This is a genomic window from Pontibacillus sp. ALD_SL1 (genome assembly GCF_017355605.1).
Window position 1 is genome coordinate 924,376 of the sequence record NZ_CP062974.1, and the last position, 22,568, is coordinate 946,943.

21 protein-coding genes and 1 tRNA gene are annotated in these 22,568 nt (G+C 41.0%); 15 read left to right on the forward strand and 7 right to left on the reverse strand.

All coding sequences use genetic code 11. The features are described 5' to 3' along the window. Positions 1-61: 61 nt before the first annotated feature. Positions 62-343 (reverse strand): DUF6944 family repetitive protein, encoded by a 282-nt coding sequence (locus tag IMZ31_RS04685; RefSeq protein ID WP_207529429.1) that lies wholly within the window; start codon positions 341-343, stop codon positions 62-64. Between the two features lie 203 nt (positions 344-546). Here IMZ31_RS04685 and IMZ31_RS04690 point away from each other — a divergent pair. The 3 genes from IMZ31_RS04690 to IMZ31_RS04700 all read left to right on the forward strand — a co-directional run bounded on the left by IMZ31_RS04690 (position 547) and on the right by IMZ31_RS04700 (position 3,088). Further along, positions 547-619: transfer RNA gene (locus IMZ31_RS04690), tRNA-Val, on the forward strand. Positions 620-1,474: 855 nt separating this feature from the next. After that, entirely contained in the window at positions 1,475-2,623 is a 1,149-nt protein-coding gene (locus IMZ31_RS04695; protein ID WP_207529430.1) for an AI-2E family transporter, read from the forward strand. A 159-nt stretch (positions 2,624-2,782) separates the two neighbouring features. Further along, the gene (locus IMZ31_RS04700) at positions 2,783-3,088 is read left to right on the forward strand and encodes a YciI family protein (protein ID WP_207529431.1); all 306 of its coding nucleotides are present in this window, start codon (positions 2,783-2,785) and stop codon (positions 3,086-3,088) included. A 427-nt stretch (positions 3,089-3,515) separates the two neighbouring features. Here IMZ31_RS04700 and IMZ31_RS24740 read toward each other — a convergent pair whose 3' ends face one another. After that, positions 3,516-3,899, reverse strand: coding sequence for an S-Ena type endospore appendage (locus tag IMZ31_RS24740; RefSeq protein ID WP_371825484.1), 384 nt, complete (start codon positions 3,897-3,899; stop codon positions 3,516-3,518). 373 nt (positions 3,900-4,272) lie between these two features. Between IMZ31_RS24740 and IMZ31_RS04705 the strand changes: the two genes are divergently transcribed. Both IMZ31_RS04705 and IMZ31_RS04710 read left to right on the forward strand, forming a co-directional pair. Then, positions 4,273-6,864: a sensor domain-containing protein gene (locus tag IMZ31_RS04705; RefSeq protein WP_207529432.1), complete on the forward strand. Its 2,592-nt coding sequence runs from the start codon at positions 4,273-4,275 to the stop codon at positions 6,862-6,864. Positions 6,865-6,962: 98 nt separating this feature from the next. Continuing rightward, positions 6,963-7,352 carry a thiol-disulfide oxidoreductase DCC family protein gene (locus IMZ31_RS04710; RefSeq protein ID WP_207529433.1) on the forward strand — a complete coding sequence of 130 codons (390 nt, stop codon included), beginning with the start codon at positions 6,963-6,965 and terminating at the stop codon, positions 7,350-7,352. A 158-nt stretch (positions 7,353-7,510) separates the two neighbouring features. On the opposite strand, the gene IMZ31_RS04715 is transcribed toward IMZ31_RS04710, so the two are convergent. Together IMZ31_RS04715 and IMZ31_RS04720 are read right to left on the reverse strand one after the other, a co-directional pair. Beyond that, entirely contained in the window at positions 7,511-8,068 is a 558-nt protein-coding gene (locus IMZ31_RS04715; protein ID WP_207529434.1) for a hypothetical protein, read from the reverse strand. Between the two features lie 161 nt (positions 8,069-8,229). Next, positions 8,230-8,985 (reverse strand): SDR family NAD(P)-dependent oxidoreductase, encoded by a 756-nt coding sequence (locus IMZ31_RS04720; RefSeq protein ID WP_242705640.1) that lies wholly within the window; start codon positions 8,983-8,985, stop codon positions 8,230-8,232. A 239-nt stretch (positions 8,986-9,224) separates the two neighbouring features. Here IMZ31_RS04720 and IMZ31_RS04725 point away from each other — a divergent pair, with 239 nt between their 5' ends. Both IMZ31_RS04725 and IMZ31_RS04730 read left to right on the forward strand, forming a co-directional pair. Beyond that, positions 9,225-10,268, forward strand: a complete 1,044-nt coding sequence (locus IMZ31_RS04725) for a hypothetical protein (protein WP_207529436.1) — start codon at positions 9,225-9,227, stop codon at positions 10,266-10,268. A gap of 528 nt (positions 10,269-10,796) precedes the next feature. Continuing rightward, positions 10,797-11,231 (forward strand): hypothetical protein, encoded by a 435-nt coding sequence (locus tag IMZ31_RS04730; protein WP_242705641.1) that lies wholly within the window; start codon positions 10,797-10,799, stop codon positions 11,229-11,231. Positions 11,232-11,294: 63 nt separating this feature from the next. Here IMZ31_RS04730 and IMZ31_RS04735 read toward each other — a convergent pair whose 3' ends face one another. Further along, positions 11,295-11,588 (reverse strand): hypothetical protein, encoded by a 294-nt coding sequence (locus IMZ31_RS04735; RefSeq protein WP_207529437.1) that lies wholly within the window; start codon positions 11,586-11,588, stop codon positions 11,295-11,297. A 204-nt stretch (positions 11,589-11,792) separates the two neighbouring features. Here IMZ31_RS04735 and IMZ31_RS04740 point away from each other — a divergent pair, with 204 nt between their 5' ends. The 3 genes from IMZ31_RS04740 (at position 11,793) to IMZ31_RS04750 (ending at position 14,676) form a co-directional block, all read left to right on the forward strand. Beyond that, the gene (locus IMZ31_RS04740; RefSeq protein ID WP_207529438.1) at positions 11,793-11,990 is read left to right on the forward strand and encodes a hypothetical protein; all 198 of its coding nucleotides are present in this window, start codon (positions 11,793-11,795) and stop codon (positions 11,988-11,990) included. 131 nt (positions 11,991-12,121) lie between these two features. Continuing rightward, positions 12,122-13,096 (forward strand): ring-cleaving dioxygenase, encoded by a 975-nt coding sequence (locus tag IMZ31_RS04745; RefSeq protein ID WP_207529439.1) that lies wholly within the window; start codon positions 12,122-12,124, stop codon positions 13,094-13,096. 104 nt (positions 13,097-13,200) lie between these two features. Beyond that, positions 13,201-14,676 carry a xylulokinase gene (locus IMZ31_RS04750; protein WP_207529440.1) on the forward strand — a complete coding sequence of 492 codons (1,476 nt, stop codon included), beginning with the start codon at positions 13,201-13,203 and terminating at the stop codon, positions 14,674-14,676. Between the two features lie 129 nt (positions 14,677-14,805). Here the strand turns inward: IMZ31_RS04750 and IMZ31_RS04755 are convergent, their stop codons facing one another. After that, the gene (locus IMZ31_RS04755) at positions 14,806-15,939 is read right to left on the reverse strand and encodes a CAP domain-containing protein (protein ID WP_207529441.1); all 1,134 of its coding nucleotides are present in this window, start codon (positions 15,937-15,939) and stop codon (positions 14,806-14,808) included. A gap of 260 nt (positions 15,940-16,199) precedes the next feature. On the opposite strand from IMZ31_RS04755, the gene IMZ31_RS04760 reads away from it, so the two are divergent. The 3 genes from IMZ31_RS04760 to IMZ31_RS24420 are packed head-to-tail and all read left to right on the forward strand — an operon-like array spanning position 16,200 to position 18,054. Beyond that, positions 16,200-16,427 (forward strand): YdbC family protein, encoded by a 228-nt coding sequence (locus tag IMZ31_RS04760; RefSeq protein WP_188653464.1) that lies wholly within the window; start codon positions 16,200-16,202, stop codon positions 16,425-16,427. 3 nt (positions 16,428-16,430) lie between these two features. Further along, on the forward strand, positions 16,431-17,741 hold the full coding sequence (locus tag IMZ31_RS04765; protein WP_207529442.1) for a hypothetical protein: 1,311 nt from the start codon (positions 16,431-16,433) through the stop codon (positions 17,739-17,741). Next, complete coding sequence (locus IMZ31_RS24420; protein ID WP_371825493.1) at positions 17,734-18,054, forward strand: DUF1963 domain-containing protein; 321 nt, start codon at positions 17,734-17,736, stop codon at positions 18,052-18,054. Before IMZ31_RS04765 ends, IMZ31_RS24420 begins: the two co-directional genes overlap by 8 nt. A gap of 81 nt (positions 18,055-18,135) precedes the next feature. Here IMZ31_RS24420 and IMZ31_RS04775 read toward each other — a convergent pair whose 3' ends face one another. Next, positions 18,136-19,674 carry a sigma-54-dependent Fis family transcriptional regulator gene (locus tag IMZ31_RS04775; RefSeq protein WP_207529443.1) on the reverse strand — a complete coding sequence of 513 codons (1,539 nt, stop codon included), beginning with the start codon at positions 19,672-19,674 and terminating at the stop codon, positions 18,136-18,138. Positions 19,675-19,905: 231 nt separating this feature from the next. On the opposite strand from IMZ31_RS04775, the gene IMZ31_RS04780 reads away from it, so the two are divergent. After that, entirely contained in the window at positions 19,906-21,081 is a 1,176-nt protein-coding gene (locus tag IMZ31_RS04780; RefSeq protein WP_207529444.1) for an iron-containing alcohol dehydrogenase, read from the forward strand. Beyond that, positions 21,071-22,543 (forward strand): aldehyde dehydrogenase family protein, encoded by a 1,473-nt coding sequence (locus IMZ31_RS04785; RefSeq protein ID WP_207529445.1) that lies wholly within the window; start codon positions 21,071-21,073, stop codon positions 22,541-22,543. Before IMZ31_RS04780 ends, IMZ31_RS04785 begins: the two co-directional genes overlap by 11 nt. Positions 22,544-22,568 lie beyond the last annotated feature (25 nt).

Sequence of the window (22,568 nt, forward strand, 5' to 3'; positions counted from 1 at the left end):
TAAGAGCCAACTGCTTGTATCCAGTTGCCGATGGATTCAAGGGTTTGAGCATCTCGGCCCTTTAACTCCCGACCTTCAGCACTCTTTCCTCGTTCAAGGCATCAGCTAGGGATGTCCCACTTCCCAAGGCTTGGAGCAGGTTTCCTTTAATAAGAAGAGTGAGGCTCGTCTGTCTGCTTACAGGAAACAACAATCCGCTCACAACGGTTGAGTTTCCGGTAGCCTGGATCATGTTTCCGATTTTGTTAAGTGTGAACGTTTCTTCCGTATCAGCGAGGAACGCGCTTCCTGTACCTTGAAGGACATTTCCAACGACCCATGCTCCGAATGTTTCCCTTTCCATGCCCCTCACCCCTTTTGTAGTAGTGTAAACAGGACGGAGTTATGGTGTGACACAAATGCTTGCAATCTATGCAACTATGTAAAAAGGGGTGATTTTATCAAGCTAGTAACTGGATAAATGAAGAAAAAAGGAGTTGACTTTCTATAAGAGATTTCGTATTATAATAATTGTCTGACACAATTGTAAAATTACATAATTCCCAGGATTCCGTAGCTCAGCTGGGAGAGCGCCACCTTGACAGGGTGGAGGTCGCTGGTTCGAGCCCAGTCGGAATCATACGTGAGATCCCTAGAGCCTGAATGGTTCTGGGGATTTTTTTATGAGCAAAGATTCCCTCTCTTCATATTCACGCGTGTTTGAAGAACACCTCTCATTAGATAAAAACCGCCCAGTAAGGCGGTTTAATGAAACAGGTTGTTTACGGTCTTGTTTCATAAATGATTAAAATACATCTATGTTTGAGAATAATAGATGACCAGTATCAGTCTATTACCCTAGCTATTGTATAAAAGCAGAAGACTTAGAATGTGAGGTCGTTACATATTTTCGACACATATTAGGAAGCAATGGAACAGTCCCCATGCCTCCCTAGTTTAAATAAAGGATCACTGGGAGGAATATACAACTTATTAATTGAACTTTTTAAAGAGAACCTCATAAAATTAATTTACAAACTTTTGAGAAAGAAAAGGGGGGACTTATGTTACCAGAAACAACTAGAGGAAGGCTGAGTGGGAAAACTATCAGGGAAGAACAAGGTTATATAAAATCAATACCCATTAAGTGCGCTTTTTTAAGCATAATATTAGTTGGTTGTATGGGATTGCTACCTTATATGTTATCTTAGCTTTAACTTATTACAAAAAGGAGCTGTCAAGTAGACAGCTCCTTCTTTAAAGAACTAGCACCGCCGAGCATAGAAGTACGAGGGCGGTTCCTGTGCTTCTTTGATCTATAGTTCTACTTTTCAAGAAGAGCATAGAAATAGGGATATATATTTTGTTCTACCTGATTGTATTAAAGATTCAGTATAATGTGAGATAGTAAGATAAAATGTTTAGATACGAAAATAGAAGGCGCCAGAACCGTTCCTGCGCTTCCACATTACTTTTAAAGGAGCTGTATTTAAAGATGGAGGAAAATAGATTTTTAAAATTAATTGGTGGTAAAACCTTTTTTTACATAGTAGCTTTCTTTCTTCTTGTTGGAATAACCATTTATATATACACTAAAATATCATTTATCTTTTATCCACTAGCGGTCATTTTATCTACTATAGTACCTCCAATAATCCTGGCATTCATAGCCTACTATCTATTTAATCCAATTGTAGATTTGCTCGAGAGATTACGGATTAAAAGAATTTGGGGAGTCATCATTCTTATTCTAGGTTTTAGTGGTGCTTTAACTGGAATGATCTTGTTAACTGCTCCATCTATCGAAGCGCAGATCAAAGATTTAGTTCAAACCTTCCCTGATTATCTAAAACAGCTAGGAGATGCGATGACTCAATGGGTACAAAGTTCATTTTTAGGTCCATATTATGATGATGGTTATAACTGGGTAATGGAAAGGTTAAGTGAATTGCCACAATTAATTGGAACTTATATTTCAAATGGTTTTCAAGGGGTACAGAATGTCGCTAGTACGATTACAACTACGATTGTGTCCATTGTAACCTTTCCATTTATTTTATTTTTCCTATTAAAGGATGGTAAAAGGTTTCGACGTTTTATCATTAAATTATTTCCACCGAAATTTAGAGATGATACGAAACAGATCTTAACTAATATTGATATTCAAGTTGGCTCATATATCCAAGGACAGATTATTGTCGCTACTGTTATTGGAATTCTATTATTCATTGGTTACCTGATCATAGGTCTTGATTATGCATTCACATTAGCCATTATCGCCGCAGTAACAAGTGTTGTGCCTTATTTAGGACCAACCATTGCAATTATTCCAGCTGCTATCATTGCTATTGTTAGCTCCCCATTTATGTTTATAAAGCTAGTCATTGTATGGATCGCAGTCCAATTTTTAGAAGGGAATTTCGTTTCTCCGAATATCATGGGTAGAACTATGAAAATTCATCCATTAACGATCATCCTTGTTTTAATGGTTGCGGGTAATTTATTTGGTGTTGTCGGTGTGATTCTTGGTATTCCGGGCTATGCAATCGTAAAGGTAATTGGTTCTTATCTATTCTATAAGTTTAAGCAACGATATAACCAGTATTACGGGGAAGACCGTGGATATTATGAAATGGAAGAGTAATTATGGTTTTTAGAAGCACAGGTAGAAGCACAGGGACGGTTCTTGCGCTTCCTTTTCTTATAAATAATCGTACCAGCCGGGGGGGGTACGATTTGAATGGATACTGTTTAATATAGTAGTAAGTATTTTTTTACCATTTGGAATGAAAGGGGTGGTTAAATGAGAGAATACATTTACATATTGAAGCTTATACCTCGATTACATGAAGAAAAAAATTGGACGGAAAAGGATGAAGGTCTTGTTCGTGACCATTTTGTTAGACTGAAAGAGTATTGTGACGAAGGGAAAGTCATCACTGCTGGTAAGACAGTCAGAGAAGATGACAAAGGCTTTGGGATTGTGGTTTTTAAGGAAGGTAATGACGAAAAGGCAGAAGAATTTATGAATCAAGACCCTGCTGTTAAACATGGAATCATGACAGCAGAAGTTTTCTCTTACAGGACAGCTCTTCGAAGTGAAAAGTAATCGAAGAAGATACACGCTCAGAAATTTTTCTGAGCGTGTTTTACGTTCTACCATCATGGTCTTCTTACTATCGCATCCCGTATTTTCGTTTGGGAGGGTTTCAGCTTGTTCCTGAGAGCATAGTGACAGTTCTTGTTGTCCTGTAACCAATCAAGGTTCTACTTTACAGAACAGGACAGAAATGGGAATATGTATTCCTGAATGATATAAAAGGTTTACTAGTAGGGAAGATCTTGAGATAAAATGTTTTAGAAATGAAGGTAAGGAAGTACCAAAACCGTCCTGGTGCTTCCTAAGGGAGAGAAAGTAATGATTATACATATGATGAGCAAATAAAGTACCACGGGGACGGGTACTTGGCACAAAAGTTACTGATCCAGTGAACCCGTCCCTGTGCTTCCTGCAAGAGTATCTACTTAAGGGTCTTTTATCTTTTCTCTTTACACCTAGGGATGCATCCTGAAATATACATTGTTAATGAGATGTTACATATGCTTGAAGGGTTATCAGCACACATAACACTTATTTCTTTAACGCAGTCAAAAGTAAACGTACGATATTCTCTTGGTTGTATTTCAATCGTATGCTCTTTATCTAGTTGCTTTACTACTAATTGATATGGGCAGTTCGGTGTTCCGGCACCACCACGAGCTTGGATTGTAAGTGTAGGCAGGCATGTTGTATATGCTTTATAAACTTCATATGTTTGTCCCTCGCATGGATGTGATCTGAAATATGTTAAAGGTTCACAGGTAGTGTAGGAACCGCAAGTGCTTGGATAATCACTGTGTCCCCAATTACATCCTAACAATTATATCACCTCCTTATTTAATATCTTATGAATTTAAAGAGATGCTCGTACTAGGACTTTTGTGTGTTTATTTTGAAATGGGGTAATGTGTATATTTGATAGTTTGATATAAGAAGGAATAGAAAAAAGAGAATCTTTAAAAAAGGGGTAAGTTTGTCGGGGAGCTCTGAGACAGATTATGCGGTTCCTTGTCTTATTAATAATTCGAGCCCAGTCGAAACCATTTCAAAAAGAAGCTTGTAACCGCTAGTTTATAATAATAGCTAACGGTTACAAGCTTCTTTTAATTTAGGGGTTAAATAGTCAAAAAAGATTCAGAAAATAAAGCAGGCTAGGGTGTTATACTATAATTTATAAAAGGAGGGGCAAAGATATGGCATACATGGGACGCATCCTAGCCACTACTATATTTGTATTTATTAAAGCCTATTTTTACTCAAAGGCTCTATTAAACGGAGAAGCCATTCAAACTACAGAATGGATCGTTACCGTAGGACTTGCATTTTTCGTCTATTATTTAGGCTATCAATACGATAAAGCCAATTACTTTGCTAAGAGTTTAGAAGATGTGTTCGACAATACGCAGACTATGATCTGGACATGGGAAGCGGCAACGGGGAAGGTGATTATGTCAGAGGGATGCGAGCGTATTTATGGGGTGACTAGAAAAGAGTTTGAGAGACAGACGGACTTATGGTTTTTAACAATTCACCCTGAAGATCGGCCGATTGGTCTATATTTTGATTCTCGAACCCGAAATGGATTTGACGAGACGGTTCGATATCGAATTTATAATCAATCTGGGAATATCAAGTGGGTGCAGATGGTAGGTCACCCTGTACTAGATCATCACGGGAATGTTGTGAAAATAAACGGGGTTACCATTGATATCACAAAAGAAAAAGAGAAGGATCAAGAATACAAGAAGATCATTGATGCTTCTCCAGTAGCGAACGTCATTATAAAGAATGGCCAAGTGGAGTACGCCAACTCCAATGCTGTGCAAATGTTAGGGGCAGGGTGTCTTGAAGAGATTTCAGGGCGAAACGTGTTGGAGTTTGTAACAAGTGAGAATCAGGAGCAAGCCGAAGAATGTTTGAGAGAGATAGAGGAAGGGATCATTGAGCATGTGCCTTTTAAGGAGTATGAGCTAATGACCTTACATCATACATCTATCATCGTTGAGTTTTCAGGTATTAAAACATTGTTCGGGGAAGAAAGTGTACTTCTTGTGGTTGCAAAAGATATCACCGAAAACAAACGTGTGATGAAAGAAAAAGAAAGAGCAGAATTAGATCTAAAGAAAACGTTGAAAGAATTAAAAGAGTTAAAGTTTGCGATTGATGAAGCTACGATTGTCTCCATTGCAGATGCTGAGGGGCGAATTACATATGTGAACGATCGGTTCGAGGAATCATCTGAGTATACTAGAAAGGAAATTCTGGGGAGAAACCACAGAATCGTAAATTCAGGGTATCACGACGCTTCTTTTTATAAAGAGATGTGGGACACGATTACATCTGGGGAAGTGTGGAAAGGGATTGTTCGAAATCGATCGAAGTACGGAAATTTCTATTGGTTGGATATGACCATTGTGCCTTTTTTGGACGAGGAGCAAAAGCCATATCAATATGTTTCCATTAGGAATGACATTACAGATAAAATTAAGTCCCAACAAGATGTTCAGCATCTGGCTTATCACGATTCGCTTACGTCGCTCGGAAATCGACATGCGATGAATCGCTTTTTAAAGGATAAATTGGAGACGAATAAAGGTGAGCAGCAAGAAATGAGTTTATTATTTATTGACTTCGATCGGTTCAAAAACGTCAATGATACATTAGGACACTCGTATGGAGACTTACTACTTCAGCACATCGCCAAGCGCTTGCAACAATCGATATCTTCTGAGGAATCCTTATTCCGATACGGAGGGGACGAATTCATTGTTGTTGTAAACGATGGGGACCGGAGAATAGTTGAACAAAAAGTAAACGATTTGATGGAACAATTCTCAGAAGCCATTGATTTAAAAGAACAAGAGGTGTATACAACGCCAAGTATTGGGATTAGTCGTTTCCCAAGAGATGGAGTCACAAGTGAAGAATTACTACGTAAAGCAGATGCAGCTATGTATCATGCCAAAGACAATGGTCGAAATACATACTGGTTCTATGAAACGTTTATCGGAGAGCAGCGTGAGAAGGAAGCCCATATAGAACAAGAGTTAAGGAAGGCTTTAAAGGAAAAACAATTTAGCTTATTGTTTCAGCCGAAGGTGGACCTCATAACTGAAGAGACAATTGGATATGAAGCGCTGATTCGTTGGAATCACCCACAATTAGGAACGATATCGCCTCTTGACTTCATTCCGGTAGCCGAGGAAACAGGCTTAATTCATGACATTGGCGATTGGGTCATTGAAGAAGCGTGCCGAATCCTTCAGCGTATTAATGAAAATAGGGAAGTGCAAGTTCCTGTGGCCGTCAATATATCAGCTAAACAATTTGAACGAGTAGATTTCGTGAAAAAAGCGAGTGCGATTTTTGATCGATTAGGATTTAATCCACGTTTAGTTGAATTCGAAATTACAGAATCAATTGTTCAAAAGGTGGAACGGAGCGTTAAAGTGATCCAAGCACTTAAATCATTAGGGGTCACGGTGTCTATGGATGACTTTGGAACAGGATATTCGAGCCTTAGTGCCTTGCAGGATATGGACATAGACGTACTTAAAGTTGATCAATCCTTCATTCAAAAAATGGGTAATGGAAAAAGTGACTCCCTTGTACAAGCGATCATTCAAATGGGTGATAGCCTCGGATTCACTGTGGTAGCCGAGGGAGTCGAAACGAAAGAACATGTGGAACTACTTAAGGAATATGGGTGTACCATTGGGCAAGGATATTATTACAGTCCTCCAGTCTCTCCTTATTTGTTGATTGAAGAATATTCGCTGTATTAATCTCTTTTCATTCTCTTACGTTTTTATATCAAGCAGGGGCCTATTCCACATGATTTCCTTTATATGTTATCATGAAAAAAACAGCCGGAGGTGATCCAATGAGCGGTATAGTATTATTTGACGGAGAGTGCAACTTCTGTGACCAAAGCGTCCAGTTCATCATTAAACGAGATCCAGAAGGGTATTTATCTTTTGCCTCGTTGCAGAGTGAGGTGGGGCAGGATCTGTTGAAGAAATACGAGATCCCGGCTGATACGGATAGTTTTGTTCTGATTGAAGACGGACGTGCTTATACAAAATCTTCAGCGGCCTTACGTGTATGTAAGCATTTAAAGGGTGCGTGGAAAGCATTTCGGTTCTTTGCAATCGTTCCTAAGTTTGTGCGGGATGCTGCTTATGAGATATTCGCTAAGAACCGGTATAAGTGGTTTGGTAAGAAAGACAGCTGCATGCTGCCGTCGAAGGATATACGGAAGCGGTTTTTATAAAGAAAGAGGGAGAGCCTCTTTCTTTTTTGTATCGAGAACGCCATTTAAGTGACTCGCTACGTGCAGCATCTTAATGGGGGTTCTTTTTTATTCGTTTAAGAAAGGGAGTATGAAGGTTGAGGGACAATGAACCTGTCCCCCTGGACCTGTGGCCCATGTCAGTCAGCAAACTTAAACTGATCTCCTAACCGACGTATTGCACTTGTGTTCATACTCTCAACCTCGTTGTAATACGCTTCGAGTGTATCGTATTCTCCGTATCGATTTGAGGTGGCAAGTAGCTTTTCGAAATCATTCAAGACCCGTTGGAAATATTCTTTAGACTCTTGGTCTTGATTAAGAGTGTAGCTCCCATCACTTAAGCGGTCAGACTTCTGGATTTTAAAGAAATAATGCTTAATATAATCGAGCTTTCCTTCATATTCCTTAAAGGTATTGGTTGTTCTCAAATCAATATAAGGGCTAAGCTCTGTCATTTTACTGTTCAGGTTATCTACGCTTTGCACGATTTCTTTTATGGATTCGCTACGCACTTCTCCGGAATCTAAGCTGTCTCTGAGAGCCTGAACAATTTGATCCGTTTCATAGTGTATGATGCCATTACTTATTTGAACATAATGTTCGTGAAACTTCAGGGCCTCATTAATTTTGATGCTAGCCACAATAAGGCAGAAGAGTACAACTAACATAAGTGAAATTTTGTAGGGCTTTTTCAAATAAACCACCTCTTGTAGAAAATAACATGGTGAGATTTTACCATAAATAGGCAGTTTGGGTAATGGGGAATGTAAAGGTCTTACGATATAAAAAACTAGCCAGTCCAAAAGACTGGCTAGTTTTTATGGCTTATATATATTGTTGATGGCGTTAACTAAAATTAACTTCCAAACGTATTCCCGCCATTCACATTCATATTCTGCCCAGTCACAAATGAAGCATCGTCGCTACATAAGAAATGGACCATTCCGGCGATATCCTCTGGTTTACCTAACCGTTTCAAGGGTACTTGGTTAATATAACCACTTGCACTTTCTTCGGTAACGTCACCGTGGCGTTCAACTGGGGTAAATCCAGGGTGTACGGCATTTACGGTGATTCCGTATTCACCAAGGTCATTTGCCCATGAGCGTGTCATGCCGATGACAGATGATTTGGCTGTCACATAATTGGAGAAGTGGCTGTTTCCTAAACCAACAACTTCACTGCCAATGTTAATAATGCGTCCCCATTGATTCTCTTTCATTCCGTTCATCACTTGCTTTGTCAGAATCAGGGGTGATTTAACGGAAAAATGGAGCTGATCGAGATAGTCTTGCCAGGTTACATCTTCTAGAGATTTTTCTGGTTGGGGGCCTGTTGCGTTGTTGACTAGGATATCAACCGGTTGTCCGAATTCTTTTTCTACACTTTGAACAAGCTTCGTCACTTCTTGTTCATCTGTTATATCAGCCTGGAGCATAATGGCCTGTCCGCCATTTGTCTTTATATCATGTACAACACTTTCTGCTTTACTAGCATTACTATTGTAGTTGATGACAACTTTCGCACCATTTGCGGCAAGCTTCGCGGCAATGCACTTTCCTAATCCTTTTGAACTTCCTGTTACTAGTGCAACTTTACCTCTAAGATTCATCTTGATCATCATCCTTTCTTGTCTGGTTATGTTGGTTTTATTTCAGACAATACGTAATAACGAACTCTATAAAACTCTACTTAAATCTCCCTACACAACATACCCTTAGTGACTCTTGGGGAAACGGATGCCTATCTTGAAATAAGGAAGAACTTCTACTCATGTGCGTCTTGAAGACATACTGTAAACAAAACAAACATACACTTGTTATGCTTGTTTAATTTTAGGGAGGGGAATAAATGGACCGATCTGTGCGTAACAAAAGCTTAAAAGGTTTCACGTTTATGAGTGTATTATTTTTTCTTTTACTTGGGTCTGCAGGTATTATAGCTGCTGAAGAGAAGGAATGGGCAGGAAGCGGGAAAGTCGTTCCGGAAGATAAGAAGTGGACGATCACATTCAATACTTCTGTTGTGTATGATCAGGATAGCAGTGGGATTACCGTTGAGGATCAAAGTGGGACAAAGGTTGATGTGACGGTTAAGCAGGCCGGTGAGGAAAAGATAGAAGTTTTACCGCCCGCAAAAGGGTATACAGCTGGTGAATCTTATGTGCTGCGCATTGCGGATGTCGCTTCAAGTCAAAAGGTAAAAATGACAGACGACATTACAATGTCATTCACAATAGAAGAACCCTCCTCAAAAGATAAACAAGCTTATATTGATTTAGTTGAATCCACCAACTCAACCATTCGAAATATACTTGTAAGCGGATGGGACCAGGAAACTTTATCACCAGGGGACTTCTCTGACATAGAAGGTGAGCTTAGGGAAGTTGCCACTAAGCGCTTTATTCAAGATACATTAAAGCCATACTTTGAGGTTGAGATGTGCTACCCTTGTGATTCCTCCATGTTTCCATATAGCATAGCGCATGAACTCCATTTTGAAGTGATCAAAGCTACGAATGATGAACGGATTTTTCAAACAGCAGAATTATCAAATCATCTATCTGAAGGTATGCTTGTCACCTATACATTTAAGAATGAAGACGGTGAATGGCTGTTAGATGATTATAAGGAAGAAAGATTTAGTGGGGGTGGGCTTGATATTAGTGTAGAAGCAGCCCATGACTATATGAAAGACTTGTATCGTGACCCGAGCTACGGTTATGAAAATGTAGCCGTAACGTATGTGGAGAAGGGTGCTGAGGAACAGTATGACTGGTATACCAACCGGAGTTATAATCGGGCGTATTATGTATTTCAGGTGAAAACGGATCGGGGAGAGTTTCAGCGGAAGTTCTTCCCTTTTGATGGGTTTATCGGGTATATAGAGGATTGATATTGAGGATCTCGGTGCGGAATAGAATGATAGGGAGAACCGGTACTCTAAAGCGTAAAACTTAACTAAAGAGTCCCGGTAAAAATAAAGTTAGCCACAGGTTTTGGGTAGCTAACGGAAAAGAAAGAACTTCTTAGAACGTCGTTCATCATAACAAATGATATGGGGCTTGATCTCGAAAGGATAGTATTCCAATCTTACTGGGGTGATTTCCATGAAAGATATTAGCTGTTCATTAGAAGTCAACTCCAGGAGGTTAGAGAATTGCACGACATTATATTCGTCATGAAAACTTATTCTAGTAAAGTTTTCTTCTTTTAAAAGTTTAAGAAGTTCCATTAAATTCCCCCTGAAGGAAGGTTACCCTAAAAAGGCAATATGAAACCTATTGTTATCAACTGTTTGATGGATATGGGGTTGCGCTTGATATGGGGGGGACACGAAAACTAGGAACTATACAATGGTTGATGAAAATTATATATTAATAGAGTTCCATTTGATTCTTAGTTCATTTGCAGAGGCCCCTTCATGAATATTCCAACTAAACGTGATAAGATGTATGCGAACATTTTAGTAAAAATTTTCACATCACAGGAGGCCAAAATGGAGAAGGTCATGAATGTATTGAGAGAGAATGGATACAAGATCGTAAAGGAGACGACGAAATCAATCGAAATTGAGGATGCGAGAACAGGGGAAGTGGCTTACGTGCTTCCATATAAGGAAATGACACTCGCTCTTAATCCAAAAACGGTTGAAGCGGACCAGGAATTGATCGATCAATCTGAGGGGTTAACCCATAATACCTCGTTCCTCCAATTCCCCAAAAGACAAAATACCGGTAAAAGCCTGATTCAATACGGGTATGCTTTCAAATTTCATTCAACGGAGGAAGCAGTGAGTTTTCTTAATAGAGTCAGCGCTAAGGTGTTCACAAGTAGATTGAGTGGTACATACATGTAATACGATGAGCGAACATATCGCATAACACAAAAGCCCCCTACTATAGGGGGCTTTGTTCGTTTGTTAATTTGTCTTCACATTCATGTGTTTCCTGCTGGTGTTATACATCACAACAGCCACTCCTATATAAAGTGCAATATACATAAATCCAAGAGTCATAGAAAGTGTAAATGCACTTATAGTTGAACTGATTGAGAAGTATAGAAAAATAGCCACCATAACCATCAACCGCTCTTTACTCTTTACTGCGTACGTCTTAAACAAGACGAGAAATAACGCAGCTATAATCGCACTTATGAGAAACAAGCCGGTGAAAAGCAATATTCCGTTATCGAAATCAGGACCTACCTGATACATCCTTTCCCCTCCTAAACGAATCTTATCAATATTTTACCAAATGTACAGTTTTATCAAAAACAAAATCCCTTATCCCTTTCATTTCAACATCCACGGGTGGTTGACATTCTCTCAGTCTTACTCGACCTGCATAGAGTCTAAAGGTTTCAATCCTCACCCAAATGGTAAAAGTCTTACAAACTGACGTAATGGAGGTGTGTGGGGGTGAAGAAGAAATTTAGATATGGAGGCATTGCTGCCATGGTGATTGGGTTGCTCGCATTTATTATAGGGATGCCACTAGTCTCAGGCGGTGGTGAACCTACTTTAAGTGATGGACTTGTGATCCTTGTAAGCTTTTTGTTTGTATTTGCTTTTGGCCTTTGTTTGACGGATGTTAGTGCATTCCTAAGAGATTGGTAGGTGGTGTTGCAATTGAAGGAACGAGGAACCCGCCCCTTTGTGCCGTTTGAGTTGACCTCTTCCTGATTCTGTTATATAATTATCTTGAATTCGAGATAATAAGTTAAACAAACCAAAAAGGTGGTTAGAATATGAATTTATTAGGTATTCATCACGTTTCAATATTAACGGGTAAAGCTGAGAAGAATTTTGAATTTTATACAAAGGTGTTAGGAATGCGACTTGTGAAGAAAAGTGTGAATCAGGACGATACTAGTTCGTATCATTTGTTCTATGGAGATGCGAAAGGAAATCCTGGTACAGAGCTTACTTTCTTCGATATTCCCATGCTCGCACCTACGCACCCTGGGGTATCTAGTATTTCAAGTACCTCTTTACGAGTAAGGGATGAAGAGTCCTTACAGTATTGGAAGAAGCGCTTTGAAGAGTTTGGCGTGACACATGAGGACATCAAGAAACGCGCTAACCGCAATACGTTAGCCTTTGAAGATTTTGAAGGAACGAAGCTTATTTTAGTAGCGGATGACGGGGAAGATGGTGTAGCTGCTGGTGAAGCGTGGAGCGAATCAGACGTGCCAGTTGAACATGGGATTGTAGGACTTGGAGCTGTACTGCTTCGTGTCCGTGATCAGAAACCGACCGCTCGTGTCTTAACGGACGTATTAGGCTTCGAACACGTGGGCACGTATCCTTCAGTTGATGGAGACGAACTGCCAGATGTTCACGTGTACTCGACAGGTGAAGGTGGTGTAGGAGCTGAGGTTCATATTCAAGAACGCCCTGATTTACCAAAAGAACGTATAGGTCGTGGCGGTGTGCACCACGTGGCCTTCCGTATACCAAATGAGGAAGAGTATGACAAGTGGGCTGAAAGGATACAAGAAGCAGGACTTATGAATTCGGGCAAAGTGGACCGTTTTTATTTCAGGGCGCTGTACTTTAGAGAACCAAACGGAATTCTGTTTGAACTATCAACAGACACCCCAGGCTTTGATGTCGATGAATCAGTAGATTCGTTAGGTCAGAATTTATCTTTACCTCCATTTTTAGAAGACCAGCGGGAGCAGATTGAGCAGAAATTACGTCCGTTGACGTTAAATGAATAGAAGAATTGCTGAGGATCAAGGACATACCTTGATCCTTTTTTGTGATTGATCCTGACAATCTATGCTACACTTTCATAAAGATTTGAAGAGAAGGTGGGAGCGGTATGGAGTATGTGGCTTCTTTTGACATAGGAACGACGGGAATAAAAGGATGCCTTGTGAGTAGAGACGGTGAAATGTCTAATATGGTTTATGAGCCGATTCATACATATGAAGGAGAAAATGGAGAAGTCGAGCAAAGTCCAGATGACTGGTGGAATGGTGTGAGGGGGATCTTTCAACAGTGGAAGGACCGAAATACTAGTCTTACTAAAGGAATAAAGGCGATTACGTTTAGCGGGCAAATGGAAGACGTCATTCCGGTTACAGCGGAAGGTTCACCTGTTCGAAGAGCGATTTTGTATTCGGATGGGAGGGCTGTGAAGCAGGCTGAAGCTATACGTGAACATTTTGCTCCTTGGAGAAATAGCATAGTCAATTCCATTACAGGAACGACGCCTTTGGCTAAGATCGCTTGGATGATGGAAAAAGAAACGAATCTTTATAACATGACTTCAAAATTCCTTTTCAGTTCAAAAGACTACATCATTTATAAATTAACAGGCAGGGCCGTAGCTGATCCAACTACATCTGCGACAACGGCCATGATGAACATCCACACGCGAGACTGGGAAGAAGAATGGATGCGATTCAATGGCATCGATCTATCCAGGGTGCCTTCACTAGTAGCTCCAGAAGGCCGATCTGGAATGGTGATGGAGGAGTTAGCAGCCTCCCTCGGACTAGATAGAGACGTTGCCGTTTTCTGTGGAGTCGGAGATGCAGGTGCGACAACAATCGGCGCAGGAAATATACGAGAGGGAAGTATGTACGCATACCTTGGTACGACCGGTTGGGTGGCTACAACAAGCGCTGATTCGGCTTCAGAAGCTCCGTTTACATTGTCGCATTTAGCAGAGGATCGTCTAATTAGCATTGCTCCGGTACTTAATGCCGGCAATGTACATCAGTGGGCTGTAGAAACGTATACGGATGATGTTTCAGACGAGGGGTATAAGGCTTTTGATGAAATGGTGGATGGAGCAGATCCAGGGAGTAAAGGCGTGTTGTTTCTGCCGTATTTACACGGGGAACGATCGCCTGTGCAAGATCCTGATGCAAAAGGGGCTTACATTGGCATAACAGGGAGTGTTGAGAGGCGGGATATGGCTCGTGCTGTTATGGAAGGACTCTCGTTTTCTATTAGACAACTGTTTGAAGATGTTAGCACTTCAAAAGTGGAGTGGATTACATTAATAGGCGGAGGGAGTAAAAGCAAAGCCTGGTGCCAGGTGATTGCGGATGTTCTTCAGGTTCGGGTCCATGTTCCGAGATTAGGTGAATACTTGCCCTCGTTCGGAGCAGCGTCAACAGCATTTGTCGGCCTTAGATGGTGTGAGGATTATGAAGCGTTTGTTGAGGATTACTTAAATCATTATGTTAATGTATATCACCCTAATGAGAGTGTTCAAGGAGTATACGATAAACAATATGGACAGTTTAAGAAGATTTATGAGCAAGTGCGAAAGATTGATGGTTGAAGAGGGAGGGCCATAGGGACAGGTCCCTCGTCCCTTCGTGTTCCGAATCAAATTTGGTTAAAAGGGACAGTGTACCTGTCCCCCTTTCCCACAAAAAGAGGGCTGCCGGTAATCGGCAGCCCTTGTTTATTATTTTGTTAGAAAGTTCTCTGTATAATAAGGCTGAGCTTCTTCATTAAAAGCGACACCTACAGCCAAGCGCTCAAAATCCTTGTGCAAGATATTTTCCCTGTGGCCGATCGAGTTCATCAACCCTTCGTGTGCAAAGATACTACTAGATTGTCCTGCCGCTAAGTTCTCACCAGCCGTACGATAAGCAATCCCGTCTTCGGTCATTCGGTCAAACGGAGACTGACCTTCAGGATTGGTATGGCTGAAGTAGTTGTTTACAGCCATATCTTTACTATGGTCGCGAGCAGTCGTCTTAACGGCTTCGTCCCAAGAGAGGACGCCTAAGCCGTGCTCGACGCGGGCAGCGTTTGTTAAATCAAACAATTGATATTCAAAGCCTTCTTTTAGCGCAGCACTTGGCTCACCGAAGAAGCCTTCCTTTTGCTGCTCAAGCTCTTCGCTAATAATTTGCACAGCTGTTACGGTATTTTGTTCGTGTTTATCATAGAAAACAGTCACATAGCTCTGGTCTATATTAAATAAGTCATACTCGTCTTTGTTCTGGACTTGATAGCGAGTCAATCCTTTGCGGATGCTAGATTGAGAATCAGGCATGGCAGATTGAACGGACTGCTTGGAACTACCGATTTGGATGGACTCTTTAGAAGAGACCAGGTCCTGGTTCGTATATAAACCCACAACTTGATTTTGATCATTGTAAGCGACCATGAAGAAATTTTGATAGTTCTCATGATAGGCTACCCAGTTCACACCGTATTCATTTAAAGAAGCCCGCTTGGGAGCGCCGGCTTGCTCTTCCACCGTTTGTCTCGTATCTCCAAGTTCAATATTGTGAACAGAGAAGGATTGATCAGATGGTGCATCTAACGATGGTTTCTCCGCATCTGGAACTTCAGGGGTTGAGCCTGGAGTTGGTTCTTCTCCGGTTAACCGATCAAATAAGGACTGCACTTCTAAAGAAATGGCGTTTACGGTCCGGCGAACCTCAGGGTCCTGGCTGATCTCGACCACATCCATTTTCATTTCTTCGTACACACCCTGCACGCCAGACTCGTTAAACGTATCACCATATATATACCACATACCCCCTATAATAAGGAGTAGTAAAATCACTCTTCTTAATTTTGGCATTGTCTCACTCCTGCCTGAATCTTGAGTTGTTCTTATCATTGTAGCACTGTCTCTAACCAATATGCATCAAAGAAGGCGTTCCTAAACACTCTCCAAATAATGGGGCGGAGTGACAGGGTCCTCGTCCCTTCGTGTTCCGAACTGATTTGAGTAGAAATGATCGTGAGCTATCTAAATACTAGGAGACTTGAAGGGACAATGTACCTGTCCCTCTGACCCTGCTATACTTTTAGTAGATTACATAAAAAAGGAGCATCATAATGGCAAATATTAAATACGAAATCATCTCTGAAATTGGAGCGATCTCTGAAAATCCAAAAGGATGGAAGAAAGAGCTGAATGAGGTGAGTTGGAACGGGCGAGAGCCAAAATATGACCTGAGAGATTGGGCCCCGGACCATGAAAAGATGGGGAAAGGTTTAACTCTTACAAAAGAAGAACTTGTGCAGTTAAAGCATATGCTAAACGCGCTGGATTTGGAAGACTAGGAAATGAGTAGGGAAGATAAGAACCTGGCAAGCAAAGAACGCGTTCTACATTTGGTTGATCAAGAACTAACAAACTTAGGTGAGGAGCATAAGCGGCAAATTAATCACTATAAACATCAGCTCCAGCAAATGTCAGAGGAAATAAAAACGTTACAAGAAGAGAAAGAACGAATTCGCGCAATGGAAAAAACCGCTAATCAACAAAAAGCAGACTTAGTCTCTGATCAGTCATTTGAGAGATTCGAACCGTTAATCACACATAGTGTTTTAGATCAGTGGATTGAAGCATCATCAGCAGAGGATGGCCGATTTATCTTAGAAGTTTGTAAGAAGTTTTGGATTAAAGGTGACATTGAAATGGTCACGACAATTTTCCGCAAACTTGCCCGTAGACCTTTTAGTTTATTCCATAATGATCTTGTAATTGAAGAAAGCATTCAATTCTTGTTAGAGCAGATTCTTGTAGATGACGAGATGTTAGAAGTGGTAAATGATGCGTTGGTTTGGGAGATCTTTCATCTTGTGATCCGCCTTCATGAAGCGCCTTATCGAGACAAAATTTCTTATTTTATTATCAATCATGCAGACAGCCTCACAGAGAATATCTATTATATGAATGAACCCTCAATTATGGTCATTTATCTACGTGCGCTTATGACTTATGATTTAAAGGATCTTCTGAAAGTGTCTCTTCATCATTTGATCGATGTAGAGTGGGAATTTATTAAGGATGTTATAAAGAAGAAGGACGTTGCCTTCTTGTTTTGGTATAGTTACCTATTTGAGATGGAAGAAGCGTTTATTAATATCGTATCGCTTGACTCGTACTTCCCTAAAGGAGAAGAGAATGAAATTAAATTATTCAGGCTTCTAGAGACAACTGTCAAGCTTTCAGAGGAAGACGTTGAAGGATATATTGATCGCCTTAAGTCCTTGTTAAACGTAAAGGAAACCACATTGCTGAAAGAAAGGATAAATGATATTTCTGAGAATAGTTTTGCTTGGCCACATACAGAACTTACAGAAAACACGACCTCAAAGGAGCATTCCTTGAATGAAAAGAGCGCTCTTAAAGAAATGGGATACCAAATTATCGGCTTAACACCGTCCTCAAGGTGGAAAATCCTCGAGAAGGCTGTCCCGGAACTCGGTTTAAGAAGAGTGGTCATGACTATTTCGTATAATATTAAATTACGAAAGGGTCAGAAGAATGGGACTGTTACGTATCAACGTGCCATTGCAGAATGGGAACATGATCTGGCGAAGCTAAAAGAACGTTATTATCAAAAAGATTTTACATGGCCTAATCCGTAAAGGGTTAGGCTTTTTAACTAAAGATGAGCTACAAGACGAGGAGCTTTATGGGGAAGATTTGTGGGAAGTATACTTTGAACACTTTTCTGGTGAAGGCCATAAAGTGGGGGGCTATCCGTACTTTACACAGAGTGACCCTCGTGAAGGGGAAAAGCGCTACAAGGATCACGAAATTCTCCTCCTACAGATCGATACAGAAGATGATAAAAGTATTAGGTGGGGAGAAGCAGGAGTGGCGAACTTCTTTATTAAGAAAGAAGACTTGGAAAAACGAAACTTTACAAATGTCCTGTATAACTGGGATTGTCATTAGGATGAAAGAAGCCTTAGCTTAAAGCTAAGGCTTCTCTTTTTGAGTGGGGCAGAGGGACAACGAACCTGTCCTCCTTACCCATTATTTCAGTTTGTGTGTTTGCATTTTGCGATAAAGGGTGTTTCTAGTAATGCCGAGCTGCTTTGCAGTAGCGCTGATGTTATGTTTGTTAGATTGCAATGCTTCTTTAATAGCTTCTTGTTCAGTCATCATTAATGTTTTATTTGAATGGGTTTGGTTGGTGTGAAGGGGTGTGAAACGAATGTGGTGTGCTTCAATTACTGAACTGTCAGCGTGAAAGCATGCTTGAAGGACGACGTTTTTTAATTCGCGTATATTTCCAGGCCAGGTGTGTGTTCTTAGCTTTTTTAAGGATTCTTGTGAGAAATACATATCCCTATCGGATAATTGAGATAAAAAATAGTGAGCGATCTCTTCTATGTCTGTCCGTTTGCGAAGTGGTGTTAGAGGAAGGATTAGTTCTGAAATACGATAATAGAGATCAGCTCGGAAAGTACCTTTTTCAACTTCTTCTGTCAGATTGCGGTGGGTGGCCGTAATAATTCTTACATCAACAGGATAACTATGGTAGTCACCGACTGGCGTAACTTCTTTCTCCTCAATTGCTCTTAACAAAGTGCTTTGCGCTTCTAAGGGCATGTCTCCGATTTCATCCAAAAAGAGAGTCCCTTTGTGTGCTGCGCGAAATTTCCCTTTATTCCCTTCTGGATTGGCACCTGTAAATGCCCCTTTGGCATAGCCGAACAGTTCGCTCTCCATTAAATCGTGAGATAACGCGCTACAATTTACAGCAATAAATGGCCCGGTAGAGCGATTGCTATGTTGATGAATGGCTTTTGCAAACAGTTCCTTCCCTGTACCTGTTTCTCCGTGAATGTGAATAGCGAAGTTCAGGGGTGCTGATTTTTTGGCTACATTTATAGAGTGATACAAAGATGGACAACTTCCTGCTAATTTGTCGAATGAATTTCCGCTCGAAGCTGCTTTTCTTTTTGGATCAGAAAGGATGCTTACATTCCCACCTTGAAGTTGCTCAAGAGCTAATTTGTTCTGAAAAGAATCAGCTGCTACAGAGGATAAGAAAAGTCCTTCATCATTCTCGTCTCTTACATTACAACTAAAGTTAATGATGGCTATAACATTTCCTCTGGTATCAAGAACTGGGCAGGCAAAGCATGTTAAAAAATGATTAGCTGTATAAAAATGTTCCTGACCATGGACTGAAAAGGGGAGATGATGCTGCATACTCAAGCTCACCGCATTTGTCCCTCCAGCATGTTCACTCCAACATGAACCAATAGAGAAACGCTTGTTTGAATGATTGTGAGGAGTAGGCTTCGCGGAAAAAAGAAGGTATCCTTCTTGGTCTAGTAAGTCTGCTTGGATCTTATGGCGGGTAAGGTAATGTTCATATTGTTGGAAAATCAAGCGAGCGTAGTGGATCAACTTTTTATTACGATGAAGTTTTTGATCTAAAGAGGGGCCAGTTAAGTATGTTGTAACCGGTGTGTCTTTGTGGTGAAAACCATTTTTGTGACAGCGCTTCCAAGATTGTTCAAGTAGTTTCTTCTTATACGTATCTGAAACGGGTTGAAGCATTGGAGTACACCTTCTTTACTTTCGTTTTCGTGTATTCATCGTAACACAATTCCGATTGGGTGGGAATTTTAACCACTTATGCGAAGTGTATCAAAATAGAACATGAGATTGTCTTATTTTGAGACACATTTAGACATAAAAGGGACACTTTTGCCGCTGAAATCAACTTTTCTTCATTTGGCATGCTTTTTGCAAGTATGAGAATGAAATGAAAAAAGGAGGAGTGTCAAAATGGAATTTCAATTTAGTATACCGAGTCATGTGACATTTGGAAATGGAACTTCTAATCAACTTGGGGAAAGGCTACAAGAGTTACAAGTAAAGAAAGTGCTATGTGTCTTTGATCAAGGGGTGAAGGAAGCTGGTCTTGTAGATCGCGTGTTACAGAATGTGCTTGATTTAAAAATTGAAGTAGTAGAATTTGACCAGGTTTCTCCTAACCCTCCTGATTTGATTGTGGATGAAGGGGCTGTTCTTGCTCGAAACGAAAAAGTTGAAGCGATTGTTGCCATTGGTGGAGGAAGTGCGATTGACTGCGCTAAAGCCATCAATATATTGCTTACGAACCCAGGTTCCATACACCAATACAATGGGTTAAATCTTGTAAAGAATCCGACTAAACCACTTATAGCCATACCTACAACGGCAGGTACGGGTAGCGAGGTGACTTCGTTTACTGTTATTACAGATACAACTGCCTTGAAGAAAATGGTGATAGGTGGCCCGTATTGCGGGGCTACTATTGCTCTTGTCGATCCATTGCTTACTGAAGGCCTTCCTGCGCCTGTTACGGCTGCAACAGGGATGGATGCATTAACGCATGCCATTGAAGCGTATGTATCTAAGGCCGCATCACCAGCCAGTGATGTGAATGCATTAAAAGCCATTGAGTTAATATCTGAGAACCTTGTTAAGGCGTACAAAGATGGAGGAGACCTAAAAGCACGTGAAGGTATGTTGCTTGGAAGTATGTTAGCTGCTTTTGCATTTAATTCGGCTGTGCTTGGACTTGTTCATGCGATTGCTCACCCTCTCAGCGCTCATTGCGGACTCGCTCACGGAGTAGCGAACGCGATCGAGCTTCCATTTGTAATGGAGTTTAACGCCAAAGATCAACATGTTCAAAAAAGACACAAGGACATTGCCAGAGCGGTGGGGCTAGATGTTGAAGGTGTAAGCTATAAAGATGCTTCAAACCTTGTGATTAAAAAGGTGACCACTCTTTGCCAAACGCTTCAAATACCTACCCTCAAGGAAGAGGGAGTAGAAAAGGAACAATTTAATCAAATTGCAGAAGATGCTTTACAGGAAATCAGCATCCAATTCAATCCTGTCGATGTGACAAAGGAAGATGTGCTAAACCTCCTCGAACAGACGTATACGAAGGAGGATCAGCATGCCAAATGAGTATAAGCATTTTATAAACGGACAGATGCGAGATTCTCTATCAGGGAAGACGTTTAACTCTTATAACCCGGCTACAGGTGAGGTGAACGGAGTAGTAGCAGAAGGGGATGCAGAAGACATTGATATAGCTGTAAGTGCGGCGAGGAATGCTTTTGAAGATGGACCTTGGGCGAATATGGCTCCAAGTGACAGAATGCGTTTATTAAACCGAGCAGCATTAAAGCTTTGGGAGAATGCGGGTTACTTGGCTGAAGTTGAATCGCAGGATAACGGTTTACCCATTAATGAAACGAAGATGATTGCAATCCCAGCGGCCATTGATGTACTGGAGTTTTACGCAGGGCTTGCCAATAAGATTCAAGGGGAAACGCTTAGTTCACCGGGCAATCGCTTCAATTATACCCTCCGTGAACCAGTAGGGGTTGTGGGAGCGATCGTGCCGTGGAATTTCCCCATTATGCTAACCATGTGGAAGCTGGCTCCTGCACTTGCAGCAGGAAATACGGTGGTCATTAAACCAGCTGAGCAAACTCCGATTAGTGTATTAGAGCTTGTTCGTCTATTGCATGAAGCAGGGTTACCTGATGGGGTTGTGAATGTGGTCAATGGAAACGGTGAAACAGCCGGAGCTGCTTTATCCTCTCATGAGGGGGTAGATAAAGTTGCTTTTACAGGGTCGACTAAAACAGGACGTTTAATTATGCAGGCAGCAAGTCAGAATTTACGTCCGGTTTCATTAGAGCTTGGAGGGAAATCACCAAACATTGTCTTTGACGATGCTACTGTTGAGGATGCCGTGAATGGCTCGTTGTTTGGTATATATTTCGCTCAAGGCCAAGTGTGTGCGGCAGGTTCGAGGCTCTTTGTCCAAGAGAGTATATATGATCGCTTCATGGACTCCTTTATTGCTAAAGCGCAACAAATTCAAATCGGAGACCCGCTAAAGCCGACTACTCAAATGGGCCCGCAAGTTTCTTTGGAACAACTGAATACCATTGAGAATTACGTAGCTGCTGGGCTTGATGAAGGGGCAAAGCTTGCTACAGGTGGGACAAGAACACATACCGAAAGTGGTGGGTATTACTACTCACCTACCGTTTTTGAGGACGTGACCAATGAAATGACTATTGCAAAGGAAGAAATCTTTGGTCCGGTCTTGTCCGTCATCCGTTTTAAGGATGAGGAAGATGCATTGAAAAAAGCCAATGACTCCATTTATGGTCTTGCCTCAGGAGTATGGACAAATGATATTAAGAGAGGTCACAGAATGGCCAGAGGCATAAAGGCAGGGACGGTCTACATCAATACGTTTAGCATGCTCGATGCTACGGCGCCTTTTGGAGGAACAAAGCAAAGTGGGTTCGGGCGCGAGTTAGGCATGCAGGCGATGGATATGTATACGGAAACCAAAAATGTGTGGGTGGATTTGAGTTCTGAACATATGAACTGGTATGGAAGATAAATGATATAGAAAGCCTGACTTAGCG

Excerpts from the sequence above, each read along its gene's own strand:
- IMZ31_RS04695 (WP_207529430.1), top strand. The coding sequence starts at position 1,475 with ATGGAGGAAAATAGATTTTTAAAATTAATTGGTGGTAAAACCTTTTTT.
- IMZ31_RS04750 (WP_207529440.1), top strand. The coding sequence starts at position 13,201 with ATGGAGTATGTGGCTTCTTTTGACATAGGAACGACGGGAATAAAAGGA.
- IMZ31_RS04785 (WP_207529445.1), top strand. The coding sequence starts at position 21,071 with ATGCCAAATGAGTATAAGCATTTTATAAACGGACAGATGCGAGATTCT.
- IMZ31_RS04710 (WP_207529433.1), top strand. The coding sequence starts at position 6,963 with ATGAGCGGTATAGTATTATTTGACGGAGAGTGCAACTTCTGTGACCAA.
- IMZ31_RS04775 (WP_207529443.1), bottom strand. The coding sequence starts at position 19,674 with ATGCTTCAACCCGTTTCAGATACGTATAAGAAGAAACTACTTGAACAA.
- IMZ31_RS04780 (WP_207529444.1), top strand. The coding sequence starts at position 19,906 with ATGGAATTTCAATTTAGTATACCGAGTCATGTGACATTTGGAAATGGA.
- IMZ31_RS04720 (WP_242705640.1), bottom strand. The coding sequence starts at position 8,985 with ATGAATCTTAGAGGTAAAGTTGCACTAGTAACAGGAAGTTCAAAAGGA.
- IMZ31_RS04755 (WP_207529441.1), bottom strand. The coding sequence starts at position 15,939 with ATGCCAAAATTAAGAAGAGTGATTTTACTACTCCTTATTATAGGGGGT.
- IMZ31_RS04745 (WP_207529439.1), top strand. The coding sequence starts at position 12,122 with ATGAATTTATTAGGTATTCATCACGTTTCAATATTAACGGGTAAAGCT.
- IMZ31_RS04735 (WP_207529437.1), bottom strand. The coding sequence starts at position 11,588 with ATGTATCAGGTAGGTCCTGATTTCGATAACGGAATATTGCTTTTCACC.
- IMZ31_RS04765 (WP_207529442.1), top strand. The coding sequence starts at position 16,431 with ATGAGTAGGGAAGATAAGAACCTGGCAAGCAAAGAACGCGTTCTACAT.
- IMZ31_RS04730 (WP_242705641.1), top strand. The coding sequence starts at position 10,797 with ATGAATATTCCAACTAAACGTGATAAGATGTATGCGAACATTTTAGTA.
- IMZ31_RS04685 (WP_207529429.1), bottom strand. The coding sequence starts at position 343 with ATGGAAAGGGAAACATTCGGAGCATGGGTCGTTGGAAATGTCCTTCAA.
- IMZ31_RS04700 (WP_207529431.1), top strand. The coding sequence starts at position 2,783 with ATGAGAGAATACATTTACATATTGAAGCTTATACCTCGATTACATGAA.
- IMZ31_RS04705 (WP_207529432.1), top strand. The coding sequence starts at position 4,273 with ATGGCATACATGGGACGCATCCTAGCCACTACTATATTTGTATTTATT.
- IMZ31_RS04760 (WP_188653464.1), top strand. The coding sequence starts at position 16,200 with ATGGCAAATATTAAATACGAAATCATCTCTGAAATTGGAGCGATCTCT.
- IMZ31_RS04725 (WP_207529436.1), top strand. The coding sequence starts at position 9,225 with ATGGACCGATCTGTGCGTAACAAAAGCTTAAAAGGTTTCACGTTTATG.